At 44.2% G+C, this 16777-nt stretch carries 16 protein-coding genes; 8 read left to right on the top strand and 8 right to left on the bottom strand.

Features of this window, described 5'->3' with window-relative positions; genetic code table 11:
• Positions 1 to 37 precede the first annotated feature (37 nt).
• Entirely contained in the window at positions 38 to 274 is a 237-nt protein-coding gene (locus ACT6R0_RS08665) for a hypothetical protein (RefSeq protein WP_444653174.1), read from the top strand.
• Between the two features lie 162 nt (positions 275 to 436).
• Here the strand turns inward: ACT6R0_RS08665 and recQ are convergent, their stop codons facing one another.
• On the bottom strand, positions 437 to 2632 hold the full coding sequence (recQ, locus tag ACT6R0_RS08660; RefSeq protein ID WP_444653176.1) for a DNA helicase RecQ: 2196 nt from the start codon (positions 2630 to 2632) through the stop codon (positions 437 to 439).
• Between the two features lie 88 nt (positions 2633 to 2720).
• Here recQ and ACT6R0_RS08655 point away from each other — a divergent pair, with 88 nt between their 5' ends.
• The 4 genes from ACT6R0_RS08655 to lptB are packed head-to-tail and all read left to right on the top strand — an operon-like array spanning position 2721 to position 5688.
• The gene (locus tag ACT6R0_RS08655) at positions 2721 to 3686 is read left to right on the top strand and encodes a KpsF/GutQ family sugar-phosphate isomerase (protein WP_444652643.1); all 966 of its coding nucleotides are present in this window, start codon (positions 2721 to 2723) and stop codon (positions 3684 to 3686) included.
• A 1-nt stretch (position 3687) separates the two neighbouring features.
• Positions 3688 to 4527, top strand: a complete 840-nt coding sequence (gene tatC / locus ACT6R0_RS08650; RefSeq protein WP_444652644.1) for a twin-arginine translocase subunit TatC — start codon at positions 3688 to 3690, stop codon at positions 4525 to 4527.
• Positions 4520 to 4882 (top strand): carboxymuconolactone decarboxylase family protein, encoded by a 363-nt coding sequence (locus ACT6R0_RS08645; protein ID WP_444652645.1) that lies wholly within the window; start codon positions 4520 to 4522, stop codon positions 4880 to 4882. The genes tatC and ACT6R0_RS08645 overlap by 8 nt, the downstream gene beginning before the upstream one ends.
• Positions 4883 to 4899: 17 nt before the next feature.
• On the top strand, positions 4900 to 5688 hold the full coding sequence (lptB, locus tag ACT6R0_RS08640) for an LPS export ABC transporter ATP-binding protein (RefSeq protein WP_444652646.1): 789 nt from the start codon (positions 4900 to 4902) through the stop codon (positions 5686 to 5688).
• A gap of 50 nt (positions 5689 to 5738) precedes the next feature.
• On the opposite strand, the gene ACT6R0_RS08635 is transcribed toward lptB, so the two are convergent.
• The 5 genes from ACT6R0_RS08635 to ACT6R0_RS08615 all read right to left on the bottom strand — a co-directional run bounded on the left by ACT6R0_RS08635 (position 5739) and on the right by ACT6R0_RS08615 (position 10401).
• Positions 5739 to 6134 (bottom strand): 2-dehydro-3-deoxyphosphooctonate aldolase, encoded by a 396-nt coding sequence (locus ACT6R0_RS08635; RefSeq protein ID WP_444652647.1) that lies wholly within the window; start codon positions 6132 to 6134, stop codon positions 5739 to 5741.
• 134 nt (positions 6135 to 6268) lie between these two features.
• On the bottom strand, positions 6269 to 7177 hold the full coding sequence (locus ACT6R0_RS08630) for a hypothetical protein (protein ID WP_444652649.1): 909 nt from the start codon (positions 7175 to 7177) through the stop codon (positions 6269 to 6271).
• A 3-nt stretch (positions 7178 to 7180) separates the two neighbouring features.
• Positions 7181 to 8620, bottom strand: a complete 1440-nt coding sequence (locus ACT6R0_RS08625; protein ID WP_444652650.1) for an MBOAT family O-acyltransferase — start codon at positions 8618 to 8620, stop codon at positions 7181 to 7183.
• A gap of 167 nt (positions 8621 to 8787) precedes the next feature.
• Positions 8788 to 9648: a GH25 family lysozyme gene (locus ACT6R0_RS08620; protein ID WP_444652651.1), complete on the bottom strand. Its 861-nt coding sequence runs from the start codon at positions 9646 to 9648 to the stop codon at positions 8788 to 8790.
• Between the two features lie 3 nt (positions 9649 to 9651).
• Complete coding sequence (locus ACT6R0_RS08615; RefSeq protein WP_444652653.1) at positions 9652 to 10401, bottom strand: CDP-alcohol phosphatidyltransferase family protein; 750 nt, start codon at positions 10399 to 10401, stop codon at positions 9652 to 9654.
• 99 nt (positions 10402 to 10500) lie between these two features.
• On the opposite strand from ACT6R0_RS08615, the gene ACT6R0_RS08610 reads away from it, so the two are divergent.
• From ACT6R0_RS08610 to ACT6R0_RS08600, 3 genes are all read left to right on the top strand, one after another.
• Positions 10501 to 11574 (top strand): putative type IX sorting system protein PorV2, encoded by a 1074-nt coding sequence (locus tag ACT6R0_RS08610; RefSeq protein ID WP_444652654.1) that lies wholly within the window; start codon positions 10501 to 10503, stop codon positions 11572 to 11574.
• A 12-nt stretch (positions 11575 to 11586) separates the two neighbouring features.
• Positions 11587 to 12717, top strand: a complete 1131-nt coding sequence (locus ACT6R0_RS08605; protein ID WP_444652656.1) for an Lnb N-terminal periplasmic domain-containing protein — start codon at positions 11587 to 11589, stop codon at positions 12715 to 12717.
• 80 nt (positions 12718 to 12797) lie between these two features.
• Positions 12798 to 13535, top strand: a complete 738-nt coding sequence (locus ACT6R0_RS08600) for a tyrosine-protein phosphatase (RefSeq protein WP_444652657.1) — start codon at positions 12798 to 12800, stop codon at positions 13533 to 13535.
• 33 nt (positions 13536 to 13568) lie between these two features.
• On the opposite strand, the gene ACT6R0_RS08595 is transcribed toward ACT6R0_RS08600, so the two are convergent.
• Positions 13569 to 15959 carry a GumC family protein gene (locus ACT6R0_RS08595; RefSeq protein WP_444652658.1) on the bottom strand — a complete coding sequence of 797 codons (2391 nt, stop codon included), beginning with the start codon at positions 15957 to 15959 and terminating at the stop codon, positions 13569 to 13571.
• A gap of 4 nt (positions 15960 to 15963) precedes the next feature.
• Complete coding sequence (locus tag ACT6R0_RS08590; protein ID WP_444652659.1) at positions 15964 to 16746, bottom strand: polysaccharide biosynthesis/export family protein; 783 nt, start codon at positions 16744 to 16746, stop codon at positions 15964 to 15966.
• Positions 16747 to 16777: the final 31 nt, after the last annotated feature.

Below are 16777 nucleotides of genomic sequence, written 5' to 3'. Positions count from 1 at the left end.
CGGTTTACTTTGTAACTTTGCTATCAGTAATTTTCGACTGATGAGAAAGATAAAACTGATATGGGATTTCCGTGGGGAGGCTTCTGCCAAAACAGCGGAACACCATGAAAAACACCTGAAGGAATATATAGCCATAGAGAAACTGCCTATCAATATCACGGGTTTCGGTATCCTGAATGAAATGCATGCTATTGCCTGGATGGTTGTTACCGATGAGCACATGATCCCTGTCAGGGATGCGCTGAAGCCTCACAGGGGGGAATTGTTTGGTTGATAGTTGCCCGTTGTCGGTTGATGGAAGCTTCACTCATATCCATTGACAGATCATAAAATTAAAGCCCGACAGAATAGTATTCCGTCGGGCTTTATTATGTAAATATAAAAATTGACAGAAATAGTATCTGACAGCCGATAACCAACAACTATCAACTAATAATTAGTTCGCCACCTCACTAATGAATTTGATCCTCATCAGCCTCAGTTCCTCGGTGTCATAATCGCCATCAAATTCTTTGAGGGCATCCTTTATACTGTCCGACTCGCTTTCCATGTAGTAGTCCTGTATCTCTTCCTGCTGATCTTCGTCAAGTATCTCATCGATCCAGTAGGTGATGTTGAGCTTGGTGCCTGAATATACGATCTGCTCCATTTCCTTCATCAAGGCATCCATATCCAACCCCTTTGCCTTGGCAATATCGTTGAGCGACAGCTTACGGTCAATATTCTGTATGATATATAATTTGAGCGCTGAGTTGGCCCCGGTAGATTTCACCACCAGATCGTCCGGCCTTACAATGTCGTTATCCTCCACATATCGTGCAATGAGCTCTACAAACTCCCTGCCGTACTTTTTTGCCTTACCCTCGCCCACACCGTGTACGTTACCCAGCTCTTCCAATGACACCGGGTACTTCAGCGCCATATCTTCCAGCGAAGGGTCCTGAAATACAACAAATGGCGGCACACCCAGCTTTTTGGCTACTTTTTTGCGCAGGTCGCGCAGCATAGCCATCAATGCCTCATCGGCAGTACCGGACGATTTAGATGCCGTTACCGTCGCCTCTTCATCGGTTTCATTAAAATCATGGTCCTCGCTCATCATGAACGATGCTGGGTCTTTAATGAAATCCTCACCCTTTTTCGTTAATTTCAGGACACCGTAGGATTCAATATCTTTCGAAAGATAGCCTCCCACAAGGACCTGCCTTAGGAGTGCCATCCAATATTTTTCATCAAACTCTTTACCAATGCCAAAAAAATTCTGGGCATCGGTACGGTGTGCCTTTATCACAGCATTGATCTTACCTGTAAGTGTAAAGATCACCTCTTTCGATTTGTATAATTGCTTGGTATCCCTTACTACTTTAAGCAGTATGACCACATTGTCTTTGGCCTCTACTTTCTTCTTCGGGTTGCGGATGTTGTCATCCATGTCTGCACCTTCGCCTGTCTCATCGTCAAATTCCTCACCGAAGTAATGCAGCAGGAACTTGCGGCGCGACATGGAGGTTTCGGCGTAGGCCACTACTTCCTGCAACAGCGCATAACCTATCTCCTGTTCGGCTACCGGCTTGCCCGACATGAATTTCTCGAGTTTCTCAATATCCTTATAAGAGTAATACGCAAGGCAGTGCCCTTCACCACCATCGCGGCCGGCACGCCCTGTTTCCTGGTAGTAGCTTTCCAATGATTTCGGAATATCATGGTGTATGACAAAGCGCACGTCCGGCTTGTCGATACCCATCCCGAAGGCGATGGTTGCCACCACCACATCTACATCTTCCATCAGGAACATGTCCTGGTGCCTGGCCCGGGTCTTGGCATCCAGGCCTGCATGATAAGGCACGGCGCTTATGCCGTTCACCTGTAATACCTGCGCGATCTCCTCTACCTTTTTACGGCTAAGGCAATATATTACACCTGACTTGCCTTTGTGCAGTCGGATGAAGCGTATCATATCCGATTCGACATTCTTGGTTTTCGGGCGGATCTCGTAGTAGAGGTTCGGCCTGTTGAACGATGCCTTGAAGGTATTGGCATCGGTCATGTCGAGGTTTTTCAGGATGTCCTCCTGTACTTTGGGTGTCGCTGTCGCGGTTAGCCCGATAACCGGCACGTCGGCCAGCTGCTGTATGATGTTCTTAAGGTTGCGGTACTCAGGGCGGAAGTCATGCCCCCACTCTGAGATACAGTGCGCCTCATCGATCGCTACAAAAGAAAGTGGAACGCCCTTCAGGAAGTTAACATACTCTTCCTTTGTAAGCGATTCGGGGGCTACATATAAAAGTTTCGTCAGGCCTGAGGATATGTCCTTCTTTACCTGGTTGATCTCTGTTTTTGTAAGGGATGAGTTGAGCACGTGGGCAACGCCTGACTCGGAGGACAGGCTGCGGATAGCATCCACCTGATTCTTCATCAACGCGATGAGCGGCGAGACCACGATCGCGGTACCCTCGAGCACCAGCGCCGGCAGTTGGTAACACAAGGATTTTCCCCCTCCCGTGGGCATGATCACAAATGTGTTGTTGCCATGGATAATGCTCTTTACAACATCTTCCTGCAGGCCTTTGAAAGTGTTAAAACCAAAATACTTTTTTAACTCTTTATGTAAGTCAATTTCGGCCAATTTCATCATTTATTAATTGTAATTTACATAAATTTGCACAACCTAAAGATACAAAAATCTTTAATATTCACAACTTTTTAAACATTTCATCCGTTTGATCAATAAAGCCGAGATATTGGCAACTGCCAAAAAAACCCTCCTTTCTGAAAGCGAGAGCATTGCAAACCTGGTGAACTACCTGGACGATGATTTTGCCAAAGCTGTTGAAATTATTTACAATACTATTTCACGCGTTGTCGTAACAGGCATAGGAAAGAGCGCTATCATCGCGGCCAAGATCGTTGCTTCGCTTAACTCTACAGGCACCCCTGCCCTTTTCCTGCACGCTGCCGAAGCCATACATGGCGACCTTGGCATGGTGCAGCCCGGCGATGTGGTGATATGCATATCCAAAAGCGGAAACAGCCCTGAGATAAAAGTGCTTGTACCGCTACTGAAACGCTTTGGCAACACCCTCATCGGCATGACCGCCAATAAAGATTCTTTCCTCGGAAAAGGATCCGACCTTGTGCTTAATGCGTATGTAGAGGCGGAAGCCGACCCAAACAACCTGGCCCCAACCAACAGCACTACGGCGCAGCTTGCCCTAGGCGACGCGCTTACGGTATGCCTGATCGAAATGAGGAACTTTAAAAGCGAGGATTTTGCAAAATACCATCCGGGCGGCGCATTGGGTAAAAAACTGTTGCTGCGCGTGGGCGACATGCTAGACGGGACGCACATGCCGATGGTCTCACCCGAATGCAGCATCAAGAAGGCGATAGTTGAGATCTCTGAGAAAAGGCTTGGTGTTACGGCAGTAATTGAGAACAACAGGATCATAGGCATCATTACCGATGGCGACATCAGGCGAATGCTTGCCGACAGGGACAATATAGCAGGCGTTACGGCGGCGGACATCATGACCCGATCACCTAAGACGATAAAGTCGACCGATATGGCCGTAGATGCACTTAACACGATGGAGAACTACTCCATCACACAGCTGGTAGTAGCCGACGAAGGCGAATACAAGGGCATACTGCACCTGCATGACATTTTAAAGGAAGGAATAGTATAAAATGGCAAAAAACAAAAATAGCGGGGGCGAAATGTCCTTTCTGGACCATTTGGAAGAATTGCGCTGGCTGCTTGTTCGCAGCTGTATCGCCATTATTATAGGGGCTAGTGTTGCGTTCGCCTTCAGCCGTTTCATATTCGATAATATTATTTTCGCACCTAAAAAGTCGGATTTCATCACCTACCGCTTTTTTTGCGATCTGGCAAACAAATACGACCTTGACAAAAGCTTCTGCGTGACCGAGATACCTTTCGAGATCCAGAACCGCACGATGGACGGCCAGTTCACTACAGACATCTGGACGTCGGTTACGGCAGGCCTTATATTGGTTTTCCCCTACATTCTTTACCTGATATGGAAATTCATAAGCCCCGCATTATATGATAAAGAGAAGAAGTATGCACTGTCATTCATCTTTTCAACGTCGATATTGTTTTTCCTGGGCGTGCTTTTTGGTTATTACCTCATTATGCCGCTATCCATCAACTTTTTGGCGAATTATACGATCAGTGACGTCGTAAAGAATGACGTGGACCTTGCCTCCTACCTTAGCCTCATCAAAACCACCGTGCTGTCTTGTGGCATTGTATTTGAACTGCCTATAATCATTTATTTCCTTGCGAAACTGGGGTTGGTCACGGCTGACTTCCTAAGGAAATACAGGAGGTATGCCTATGTGATAATACTTATCCTCGCCGCTGTGGTCACACCACCGGATGTGGTAAGCCAAATGATCGTTACCATACCATTGGTAATACTATTCGAACTGAGCATTCTGATAGCGGCACGGATCAATAAGAACAAAGAAAAAGAGAAAGAAAAAGAACTTGCAAATGGCTAACCCGGTACAGGAATTCAACGACTACCGCCAAAAGATGAACGACAAGCTTCTGGCGGACAACAATAAGATCATAAAGCGTATCTTTAACCTGGATACCAATGCCTATATGGAAGGCGCACTGGACGTGAAGACGAAGGAACTGCTGGGGCTTGTGGCTTCGGCTGTGCTGCGCTGCGACGACTGCATCAAATACCATCTTGAAACCTCCTATAAAGAAGGATTGACAAAAGAACAGGTAATGGAGGCGCTTGGCATTGCCACACTTGTGGGCGGCACCATAGTAATACCGCACCTGCGCCGCGCCTACGAATTTTGGGAAGCGCTGGAACAACAAGGTCCGGAAACGGCTGTTTAACTGTAAACGGGAACAACATGAAGCTTAGAGCAGAAAATTTAATAAAGACCTATAAAGGCCGCAGCGTGGTAAAGGGCATTTCGGTAGAAGTGAACCAGGGAGAGATCGTGGGGCTACTAGGGCCGAACGGTGCAGGCAAGACCACTTCGTTCTACATGATCGTAGGGTTGGTTAAGCCCAACGCCGGGAAGATATACCTCGACAAGCAGGAAATAACCGATTTCCCCATGTATAAGCGTGCGCAACACGGCATCGGCTACCTGGCACAGGAAGCATCTGTATTCCGCAAGCTGAGCATTGAGGACAACATCATGAGCGTACTGCAACTGACCAACCTGACCAAAGACGAGCAGGAGGCCAAAATGGAGTCGCTGATCGATGAATTCGCACTGAACCACATCCGCACCAACCGCGGCGACCTGCTCTCGGGTGGTGAGCGCAGGCGTACTGAGATAGCGCGCGCACTGGCAACCGACCCGAAATTCATCCTGCTGGATGAGCCATTCGCGGGCGTTGACCCTGTTGCTGTAGAAGACATACAGCGTATCGTGGCACAGTTGAAAGACAAGAACATCGGGATCCTGATCACCGACCATAATGTGCAGGAAACACTTGCCATTACCGACAAGACCTACCTTATGTTCGAAGGCGGCATCCTGAAGGCGGGCGTGCCTGATGAGCTGGTGCAGGACGAAATGGTACGAAAGGTATACTTAGGCCAGAACTTTGAGCTGCGCCGCAAGAAGATCGACTTCCACAAACCGAGAGCGTCGGCAGCTACAGAAACCGACCCGGAAAATGTATAAAACACAAAAAAGCCGCATTTCAAACAGGAATGCGGCTTTTTAATTCATTTCTACTTCCCGTCCAGCTTAAATCCTTTTGGGGCGTATAGCTTATGAGAGTCATACATATTCAGGTAGAGTATCTTCTTTTTGGGGTTGCCGTCGATCTCAACTTCATAACGGTCGAGCATACCACTCCCCCATTCGCTGTTTTTGGTAGAAAAGGGACAGCAGCTTCCAAGACGTACGTAGGCAATTGGTTCACCATTGGGTCCGGTAAGCCTGCGCAGGTATTTGTGCTCATTGGCAGGGCCGTTAGAACCGCCGCCTACTTTAACAGGATTGGTTTCGCTATAGCCGTAGTCGTCGGCCACGGAACCGTCAGGATCAACGGCCGAAGAATTGCTTCTAGTAGAGGAACAGGCCACAACAACAAGTAGAAGGCAGGAAAAAAAGAAAGATCTCATAATGTGTTGGTTTTAGGTTGATAAGCTAACGCAAACTACTGTTGTTTTGTTATATGATACGTAACAAAATTAAAATACGCCAGGCTTTACACCAAAACCTACATGTACAAACGCACCAGGCTACTTTTCCCGTATCATTTAGCAAGAGAATGCATTATGAACTCTTTCACCTGCTTGGCAGCTTCATTATGCCCATGACAACTCCAGTGAGAATCGGTTTCTAACTGCCAGGCTTTTAGATCGGGTGCGTTAAGCATGAACGTTTTAAACCCGGCCTTGCTGCATAGCGCTACAAGGTCTTTGTCAGAGTCAGGAGAGAATACGAAGATTTTACCTTTAAGGTCGTAGTTCTTATTTACATAGTCCAATAGCTTCTCTATCTCATTAAACGGAAGTGGCTCTTTCTTTTCTATTTTCTGCCCCTCCTTTTCTCCCCCGTCATTGAGCCAGACATTCCTGTACAGGTAATAGGCAAATTTAAAGTTGTACAGCATATCTTTATACACGGACTCCCTGTAATTGCTGTACACGATCTTATTTTTGTCAAGATCAACTTTTACAAATTCTTTTTTCTTATTGATGCTGGCGATCGATTCCGTAAAATCTTTATCATTTACATAGATCACCTCAAGTTTTGGCTTAAGGCTGTCCGCTTCCTTAGAATTCTCCAGATCTTCAATAAGCGTACAGCCCGCCCTGGCGATCTCAAAATAATTGTACTCAGGCAAAAGTTCTTTTAAGTAAACATTTTGATGGCAGGAAACAGGGTTCATGAAATTCTCAATATAAGAATCTCCATAAAGGATGATAAGGTCGTCCAGCGATCCCGGAGCTTTCCCACTATGACCGTATTTGTTTATTTCCCAAATATGTGACCCACCCTGGAATTTTCCGCTTTGATTGGGGTAATATTTCGCAATGCCTGATTTAGTCCTGTAGGATTTCGGCACATCAATGGTAAGGTTAAAAACCCTGATGACGGCTTCAGCGACCACTACACATAAAAATGTAAAAACAACGATTTGAATGATAAACTTTTTCATGATCTAAAATTGGAAATAAATAAATTCCTGCTCACTGCCTCCATATGCGAAAATCGCAAAAATTATTAAAAAGTAAAATGACCAGCGCAAAGGCTTAATGGTTAAAGCATGGTCGATCAAAGCAATTCCATATTTGCCCCTTCGCCCCAGCCATTCAACGATCATGAACCCGATGATCAACCATATTAATGTTACCGGCCATATGGTTGGCATCTCGAAGGAGAATTTACTGAACATTTCCCCTATGTAGCTAAAGGCATCTCCAATGTTGGCAGCCCTGAAGAAGATCCAGGCAAATGCGGCAAGGATGAAAGTGACAACAATGCCCGCGAACTCACGCAAACTCGGGAAAAGCCTGTCGCCACCCGCAATGTCAATATTTTTACGGTTTTGGTCCAATACCAGCAACGGTATGAAGTACAACGCATGGAGAAAACCCCAGGCTATGAATGTCCAGTTCGATCCATGCCAAAAGCCGCTGACAATGAAAATGATGAAGGTGTTCCTTATACGCATCCATTTTCCTCCTTTACTGCCTCCAAGCGGAATATAAAGATAATCTTTGAACCATGACGACAACGAGATGTGCCAACGCCTCCAAAACTCAGCTATGTCCCTCGAGAAGTAAGGATAATTAAAGTTTTTGAGCAACTCAAAACCTAACATCCTGGCCGTACCCAATGCAATATCTGTATATCCTGAAAAGTCACCATAGATCTGAAATGTGAACATCAACACTCCCAATACGAGCGTACTGCCGGAATAGTCGCCGTGGTCATTAAATATCTGGTTCGCATAAAATGCGCAATTATCAGCGATCACTATCTTTTTGAACAGCCCCCACAATATCTGCCTCATGCCATCTACAGCCTGTGCATAATTAAATTTACGTGGTTTCTCTACTTGTGGCAAAAGGTGGGTCGCCCTTTCAATGGGGCCTGCGACAAGCAGAGGGAAAAAGCTTACGAACAACGTATAATTCACGATATTGGTAGTTGGCTTTATACGTTCGTTATAAATATCAAATACATACGACAAACCATGAAAAGTGTAAAATGATATACCTACCGGAAGAATGATGTTCAGGGTCGAATAATTTGGGCTCATCCCAAGTCCCCGTAACAACTCTGCAAATGACTCGATAAAGAAGTTGTAATATTTGAAGAAGGCCAAAAAACCAAGATTGATACCAACGCTGATGATGAGCCATATTTTTTTCATCCGCTTTGTGGAACTCCTGTCTATGGCAAGGCCCGAATAGAAATCGAGCGCTGTAGAAAAGGCCAATAAGAAGCCAAATCGCCAGTCCCAGCAACAGTAAAAATAATAGCTCGCAACAAATAGCATAATATTTTGCGCCTTGAGGTGATTTTTGAACACAAACCAATAGAGAAAAAATACTAAAGGAAAAAACAGCGCAAATTCAAGTGAGTTGAATAACATAGCTAATAATTGTTTGGTTTTGGTCGGGCAAATGTAAATAAAAAAAATCGAGGTATTTTGATTTTTATTAACATTTACCGTATGATAATGATCAGTCCATCAATAATAACCATGCAATGCGATACAAGATATCAAGCATTAAATAGTACGTCCGGAAGTTGGGTAACTTATTTGCAAAGCCTCCTTAACGCTTCGATGCGCCCATTATAAATGTTCACATCCACATTTCCATCGATGCCACCAACGGAAGCTTTATCAGTAAACTGCCAAAAAAGCCATTCCTTTTTGATCTCGTCGGCAAAAAAACTGTAGTTGGCGATCCACAAGCTATATCCTTTAAACTCCTCTTTCAGAAAGTCAGAATAAAAGCTCTCGCCACTGTAGAGTATCGGCTTCATGCCATAGTGGCCCTCCACCCTGTTAAGCCATTTCTTCAGGCCGCTTTTCAGGCTGTCCATGCTTTGCCCCGCGGGTATCTTTTCGATATCAAGCACCGGAGGGAGGTCGCCTTTGGAAAGCTTTACCGTTTTTATAAAACTTTCGGCCTGCTCCAAAGAATTTTCGTCCGGACGATAGTAATGGTATGCTCCGCGGATAAGCCCGGCCTGTTCTGCCCCTGACCAATTATCCCTGAATTCAGAATCCAACCCGTCCTTGCCTGCCGTCGCCCTGATAAACACGAACTGTATCGGGAAATTGGCATTACTTGGTTTAAGGCTGTCCCATTCTATTTCTCCCTGGTAGTGCGACACATCAATACCGTAGACTTTATCTTTGTGGCGGCCCAAGATCTCGTAAATGCGCAGGTCTTCTATCCTGCGTTCCTCCTTAGTTAGAGATTCAATACGTTTATTCGTTTTAAAACCCATCCAGTATAATATGCCGTGACGGTATTGGTATACCGCAGCAGCAAGGAATGCCACGATAAGCAAAAGGAATGAATACCTGAGTACCTTTCCTGACTTGTTTTTTGACGGTCTCTTCGGTTTCGCCCTTTTTGGTGTAGGTTTAGGCGGCACACGCTTCATCTACTATGATGCGGTTTTAGCCGATAACTTATTGGTTATGGCCGAAAGCAGCACATAGAACAAAATGATAAGCGGTATGGCTAGGTACTGGAAAAAGAACAACAACAGCACCGACACTACAAGGAAAATGATCTGTATCTTGTTGGTTTCCCAGTTGAAGTACTTCACTTTAAGGGAGAATAGGGGTATCTCGGCATTAAGCATAAAGGCGCTTAAAAGACTGATGCCTATTAATACATATGGATTACTAAGGAACGTAAAAAGCGCGCTTTCGGTATCGGAATGCGCCAGTATCATAGGCAGGCTGAGTATGAACAATGCATTGGCAGGAGTGGGCAGCCCAATGAAAGAATCCGTTTGGCGGGTATCTACATTAAATTTGGCCAGCCTGTAGCAGGAAGCCAGTGTAATGATAAAGCCCGCATAAGGTAACAAGCCAAGATAAAAATTATCTGAAGCCAGATTGTACTCTTCCCTCATGTCCTCAATACCTACAAGCATCTGGAACATGATAAGCCCCGGCACAACACCACTGGTAACCATATCTGCCAGTGAATCGAGCTGGAGTCCAATAGGACTTTGTGCTTTGAAGATGCGCGCAAAAAAACCATCCCAAAAATCGAAAAATATACCCAGGCATACCCATACGAATGCCATTTGATAATGCGTATCAAAAGCATATATCAAAGCCACAAGCCCGCAGGCAAGGTTACAAAGCGTAATGATGTTAGGGACATGTTTCTTAAAAGCCATAGCAATGATTATTTATAGCGCAAAGTTAACACAATAAGTTGTTAGAAATGGAGTTTAGTAATTGAGAATTTTATATCATATTTGCACAAAATAACAGCTTTGAGAAAGATTTCGCTCCTCTTATTCCTTTTTTCAACCGTTTATACCTATAGCCAAACCGTAAGAAAGTATTCTAATGAGTTCATGAGCATTGGTGTCGACGCGGCCGCATTAGGTATGAGCAATGCTGTTGTTGGCCACACATCCGATGTAAATTCCGGCTACTGGAACCCCGCCGGGCTCATACAGGTGAAAGACAAGCAGCTTTCCCTGATGCACGCCAGCTATTTTGCTAACATTGCCCAGTATGACTATGCAGCTTTTGCGATGCCTTTAGACAGCCGCAGTGCCATTGGGGTATCGGTTATTCGCTTTGGGGTAGATGACATCCTGAACACAACACAGCTTATTGACAGCGAAGGCAATATCGACTACAACCGCATCAGCCTTTTCTCAGCAGCCGATTATGGGTTCACGTTATCCTATGCCCGCTCGCTTCCGCTGGACGGCTTCAATTACGGCATTAATGCCAAGGTGATACGCAGGACGATAGGCGACTTTGCCAATTCCTGGGGTTTCGGGTTTGATGTAGGCATTCAATATACCAATAAGAGCGACTGGATGTTCGGGATCATGCTTAGGGACATCACCACTACCTACAACACCTGGGCCATTGATGAAGACGCGTACCAGGACATTGCCGATGCCGTACCGGGACAGAACCAGGAACTGCCGGAAACAACAGAGATCACCTTACCAAAGGCACAGCTTGGGGCGGCAAAGAAATTTTCATTCCACAACGACTATACACTTTTGGCGGCAGTACAGCTAAACATGCAGTTTGCCCAGACCAATGACATTGTAGCATCTGACATTGTGAGCATCGATCCGGCATTCGGGTTTGAATTTGGGTATATCGACCTTGTTTATTTAAGGGCAGGTGTTGGAAATTTCCAGAATGTGAAAGCTCTTGACAACTCACAATCGCTCAGCTTCCAGCCCAACATTGGCCTTGGCTTCAAGTACAGGGGCATTGCGGTAGATTATGCGCTTACCGACATCGGCGACCAAAGCGCGGCTTTATATTCGAATATATTTTCACTTAAGGTAGATTTAGGTATCTTTAGGCGATAAAAAACAAACGCCATGCGCCTGAAAGTTGTATTGCTTTTCGCACTTGTATACTTTACATTTACCACCACATCCACTTCACAAATATCCCTTTCCCCCGGAAGTAAAGTAACGTTGCTCACGTGTGGCCCCGGCGATGAACTGTATTCGGTTTTCGGGCATACGGCATTGCGCGTAAGCGACCCTGCATTAGCTAAAGACATCGTATATAACTTTGGCACCTTCGATTTTGACACGCCCAATTTTTACCTCAAATTTATTAAAGGCGACCTTCAGTACAAACTTTCTACCAGTTCGTTTGAAGACTTTGTATATACCTACCAATATTTTAACCGTGATGTTTTTGAGCAGGAGCTCGACCTGACGCTTTCGCAAAGAGAGCAAATAGTAACCGAACTGGAGCGGATATTGAATTCTGAAGAACGGCTTTATACGTACAAATTCATCGACCGTAACTGCACTACCCGCGTGGCCGACCTGATCGAGCAGTTCGCATTGGTAAAGATACCCATGGAGAATGGCGATAAAGGAAAAACCAAGCGCAAGATCATTATTGAGCGACTTGATAACAACTTTTACGAAAGCCTTGGCATCAATCTGCTATTCGGTTATAAAACTGATGAGGAATTGCAGCGGCTGTTCCTTCCGGACCACCTGATGGACGGAATAAAGAATGTTTCAACGCCATCGGGAAAATTGGCACAGCCTGTTGTACCGGTTTACAAAACTACCGCTGAAAAGAGGATGTCGGCCTGGAATAATTTTTACACCTATGCAGCCGTTTGTATCCTGCTGATGATACTATCCCGAAAAAAATTAGTAGCAAGGACATGGCTTGCGCTCACGGGGATCTTAGGGATAGTATTTTGTTTAATGGGCCTATATTCACTGCATACAGAATTGCACTTAAATTATAACATTTTAGCGTTTAACCCCCTCTACCTGCTGCTGCTTGCTTTTGTCTTTACAGGTAGGGCCACAGCCATAAAAGCTACCTCATACATATGCCTTTTATCTATTGCCGTGTATGTCCTTTTAATGATCAACAAACCCCATTTACTTATGATGTTCCCATTGATAGTATTATTTGTTGTGGTGTTATTGCGAATACTGTCGGATGCGGGGAGAAAGGTATCTATTACATAACAGTGGTAATTAAATATTAGAATATCATATCAGTAGTGATTTTCAGCTATTTTTGTAGAGTAAACTAAAACGATCATCCAGTGTTTTTTTTCAACAAACCTAAAGACCGCCTGTCCGACCTGATACCCGAGGGCTATGTCGACATCCATTCGCACCTGCTTCCGGGCATTGATGATGGGGCAACCGATGAAGAAAATTCATTACACCTGATACAGAGCCTCAGGGACTATGGCTTTTCGCAATTTATTACAACACCACATATTATAAGCGGGGTATGGAATAACACGAGAGAAGGCATTATAAATAAACAAAACGTTACCAAAGACCTTCTTACGAGGCAGGGAATAAACGATCCATTTAAAGCAGCAGCTGAGTACATGATGGATGACAGCTTTTACAATCTTATAAGATCTGAAGAGCTGCTTACGCTTAAAGACAATTATGTATTAGTGGAGATGTCTTACATTAACCCGCCAATGCAGCTGTACGAAATATTATTTGACCTTCAGATAGCAGGGTATAAACCTGTACTGGCACATCCTGAACGGTATAATTTTTTTCACCATAAATTTGATGAATACCAAAAATTAAAAAAGGCAGGATGCCTGTTCCAGATCAACCTTCTTTCGGTTACAGGGTATTATGGGAAACCAGTACTCGACATAAGCCGCAAGTTACTTGATGCCAACATGATCGACTTTACCGGATCCGACACCCACCACCAACGCCATATTGATGCTTTTAAAAATCCGCTAAAGATAAAGCAAACAGATAATTTGATAAAGGCCTTAAACAACAATTCCCTTTTTAGTCATTAAAAAGGGAATTGTTGTTTTATAAGGTTCATTGAATTATTTCTTTCCAAATAATCTTTCTTTCCATGTTTTAGGCTTCTTGATCTCTTGCCCGTAACCATAGCCGTAACCATAGCCGTAACCATATCCATAGCCATAACCGTAGCCTTGCTTCTGGTAAGTATCATTAAGGATAATTGCCATATTTGGTAACTTGTTCTCCTTGTAAAGTGATTCAGGAAGGGCAAGCATCTGCTTATCCAGGTGATTAGCACGTACAACATACACAAAGCTGTCGGCATAGTTCGCAATGATCAGGGTATCAGTAACAAGGCTGACCGGCGCCGTATCAACAATGATATAATCATATTGTGCTTTCAGATCCTCGAACATAGCTTCAACTTTCGGCCCCATTAAAAGTTCTGCAGGGTTAGGAGGCACGATGCCCGGAGGCAGGACGAACATGTTGTCAAATCCATCAACCTTTACAATGTAAGATTCGACAGGCGTTTCACCTGATGACGAAAGGAAGTTGGTAATACCCTTCGAAGGCATGGCAATATATTCATCGAGTTTAGGATTCCTGATATCCAGCCCCATGATAAGCACTTTCTTTCCGGACAGCGCTATCGTTGCTGCTAAGTTAACCGATATAAAGGTCTTACCTTCTTTTGGTATAGTTGAAGTTACAAAGATGGTCTTACATTTATCTTTATCTACTTTACTGAGGATAAATTCAAGGTTCGTCCTGATGATCCTCAATGACTCTGCTGTACTTGACCTGCTGTGCGCGTTAACGAGTTCGTTATTGCCCGTAGTAAATCGTGGAACATCTCCCAAAAATGGCACCGACAGTTTTTGGATCTCTTTAAAGCCATGTATCTTGGTGTCAAGAAGATCCTTGATATATACGTAGGCAAAAGGTATAAATAAGCCAAGGGCAAGAGCTATAAGATATATAACATTGCGTTTTGGAGATACCGGATTATCTGATGCGAGGGCGGGATCGATGATCTTTGCGTTGGGCGCGGTCGAAGCAAGGGAAATGGCTGTTTCCTCCCTTTTTTCAAGCAAATAAATATATAGTGCTTCCTTGAGGCTTTGCTGGCGTACTATAGATTTATATTCCCTCTCCTGGGTCGGGACCTCAGATATTTGCCCGCTCAACGACCTTTGTTGCTGCAAAAGATCCCTCCTCTTTATCTCGAGGGTACTTTTAAGCCTGTCAAGGCTGGAAATAATGTTCTGCTTTAAAGATGCGGCCTGACTTTCCATCTGGACTATCTTCCTGTTCTCGGGACCTGCCGCACCCGATGTAAATTTTGCGAGATTAAGCAACAGGGTATTGTATTCACCTATCAGCATTGGTACCGTATTGGCATCAAGTGTAGTTGTCGTAAGCATATTTGCGGGTATCAGCTCTGTTTTAGCTGCTTTTTTCACATTATCCCTCAGTGACTCTACAACGCTGATCTGTGTTTCTGTAGCTTCATATTCTTTTTTGGCCAAACTTGCATCCTGCAGGAACAAACCGGCTTCAGAAACTATGTCGGTAACTTTATTGCTCTTTTTATAAGCTTCGCCTTCTTTTTCAACATCACCAAGTTCACCTGAAATAAGTTTAAGGCGCTCTTCAATGAACTCAGATGTTTTCATGAAGATCTGGTTCTTATCGTTCACCGCATCTTTATTATAATTTGCAATGACAGCATTAAGAAAATCTTCGGCCCTTGCCCTTATAGGGTCCACGATCGATAGCTGCACAACACTTGTATTTTCGCTTACAACGGCAACATTCATGCGGTTCTTAAAACTCTGTGCCACCTTCAGGATCGGGTCGGCCATAATGGTCACGGTAAATCCATTCTGGTTGGTAGACTGGTTTATGATCGTAAAGCCGCCTTCGCTACTTTTAACCACTTCACCAAACTTATAAGTACCCAAAGCCTTATCGTCCCTGTCATATAAAGTATATTTATCTCCCTTGTGTGAGGTTACTTTATACTGCACGTTCTTTTTAATATTGTTCTTGTCATTAAAAACGATCCTGATAGGCGACGATTTGTAAAGATCCTGCTTTTTTACGGTCCCTTCGCTAATGTATCGTATATCCAGTTCCAGGTCCCTTACCGCATATTCAGCTATCGTCCTTGACCTTACGACTTCGATCTCATTATCTACAGTGTTCTTGACCTTGCCCAACATGTCCATCTCGCTCAGGGCAGCAAGTTCGGAGGCAATACCACCTTTCTTATCATCCTTTACCAATATAACTGCCGAGGCACTGTAATAATTTACAGAATAACGCAGGTAAATAAAAGCAATGGAAAGAGCCACAATAACGCCCAAAACAAATAAAGGCCATTTAGAAAGATATTTAAAAAACATCTCTTTAAAATTAAACTCTACATTGGTCTCGGTAAGATTTTGTTCAGTTTGAATATTCATAATGCTATCTCGTGCTTAAGGCTATTATAGTGACAATTAGTGAAAGGGCGGATATACCAACTGTAAGGTTTGGCCCGATCACTGATGAATTGATCCTGGTTTTGTTAGGCTTTACATAGATCACGTCATTGTGGGCCAGATAATAATATGGGCTGTTAATGATATTTGCATCCGTAAGGTCTACCGTTGCAATAGTCTTGACACCGTCTTTTTCACGAATGATCGTTACATCCTGCCTTCTACCGTATATGGTCATGTCGCCTGCCATTCCAATTGCTTCGAACACTGTTATCCTGTCGCCTATAACGCTTACAGGACCGGCATTATTTACCTCTCCCTGTACAGTAACCTTAAAATTAAGCACCCTGAGGTTCACACCTACATCGGCAATTTGTTTGACTAATCGTTCCCTGACCATCGCTTCGGCTTCAATACGTGTCAAGCCGGCCAGCTTCAGCTTTCCGAGAACCGGAAAATCAATTTCCCCTTTTTGGTCAATAAGATAACTGAACAATACAGTATTGGCACCTACCTGCATAACCTGCGACCCCTGCGCTGTAAGATACAACATGTTAAAATCGCTCGCAAGTGTAGGTTCGCTGGATGTTACCGTAATAATGAGGTTATCATCTGGCTGTAGTGTGGTCTCAAACTTAACATTAGCACTGTTGCCATTCTCTGACCCTGAACCACCATTATTACCAAGATATACTATCTTATTGCTGGATGCGCAAGATGCAAAGGCAAAGGCGACCACTAGAAAAAAAATCCCTCTTTTTATCATCATGAAATTATTATGAATGCTACTGTTTTCCTTG

Source organism: Flavobacterium sp. (assembly GCF_052437795.1).
In the GTDB taxonomy this organism is placed as follows: Bacteria; Bacteroidota; Bacteroidia; order Flavobacteriales; family Flavobacteriaceae; genus Flavobacterium.
This window is presented reverse-complemented; position numbering and strand designations above follow the sequence as displayed.

Excerpts from the sequence above, each read along its gene's own strand:
- ACT6R0_RS08625 (WP_444652650.1), bottom strand. The coding sequence starts at position 8,620 with ATGTTATTCAACTCACTTGAATTTGCGCTGTTTTTTCCTTTAGTATTT.
- recQ (WP_444653176.1), bottom strand. The coding sequence starts at position 2,632 with ATGAAATTGGCCGAAATTGACTTACATAAAGAGTTAAAAAAGTATTTT.
- ACT6R0_RS08630 (WP_444652649.1), bottom strand. The coding sequence starts at position 7,177 with ATGAAAAAGTTTATCATTCAAATCGTTGTTTTTACATTTTTATGTGTA.
- ACT6R0_RS08645 (WP_444652645.1), top strand. The coding sequence starts at position 4,520 with ATGGCTAACCCGGTACAGGAATTCAACGACTACCGCCAAAAGATGAAC.
- ACT6R0_RS08590 (WP_444652659.1), bottom strand. The coding sequence starts at position 16,746 with ATGATGATAAAAAGAGGGATTTTTTTTCTAGTGGTCGCCTTTGCCTTT.
- ACT6R0_RS08615 (WP_444652653.1), bottom strand. The coding sequence starts at position 10,401 with ATGGCTTTTAAGAAACATGTCCCTAACATCATTACGCTTTGTAACCTT.
- lptB (WP_444652646.1), top strand. The coding sequence starts at position 4,900 with ATGAAGCTTAGAGCAGAAAATTTAATAAAGACCTATAAAGGCCGCAGC.
- ACT6R0_RS08595 (WP_444652658.1), bottom strand. The coding sequence starts at position 15,959 with ATGAATATTCAAACTGAACAAAATCTTACCGAGACCAATGTAGAGTTT.
- ACT6R0_RS08635 (WP_444652647.1), bottom strand. The coding sequence starts at position 6,134 with ATGAGATCTTTCTTTTTTTCCTGCCTTCTACTTGTTGTTGTGGCCTGT.
- ACT6R0_RS08620 (WP_444652651.1), bottom strand. The coding sequence starts at position 9,648 with ATGAAGCGTGTGCCGCCTAAACCTACACCAAAAAGGGCGAAACCGAAG.
- ACT6R0_RS08605 (WP_444652656.1), top strand. The coding sequence starts at position 11,587 with ATGCGCCTGAAAGTTGTATTGCTTTTCGCACTTGTATACTTTACATTT.
- tatC (WP_444652644.1), top strand. The coding sequence starts at position 3,688 with ATGGCAAAAAACAAAAATAGCGGGGGCGAAATGTCCTTTCTGGACCAT.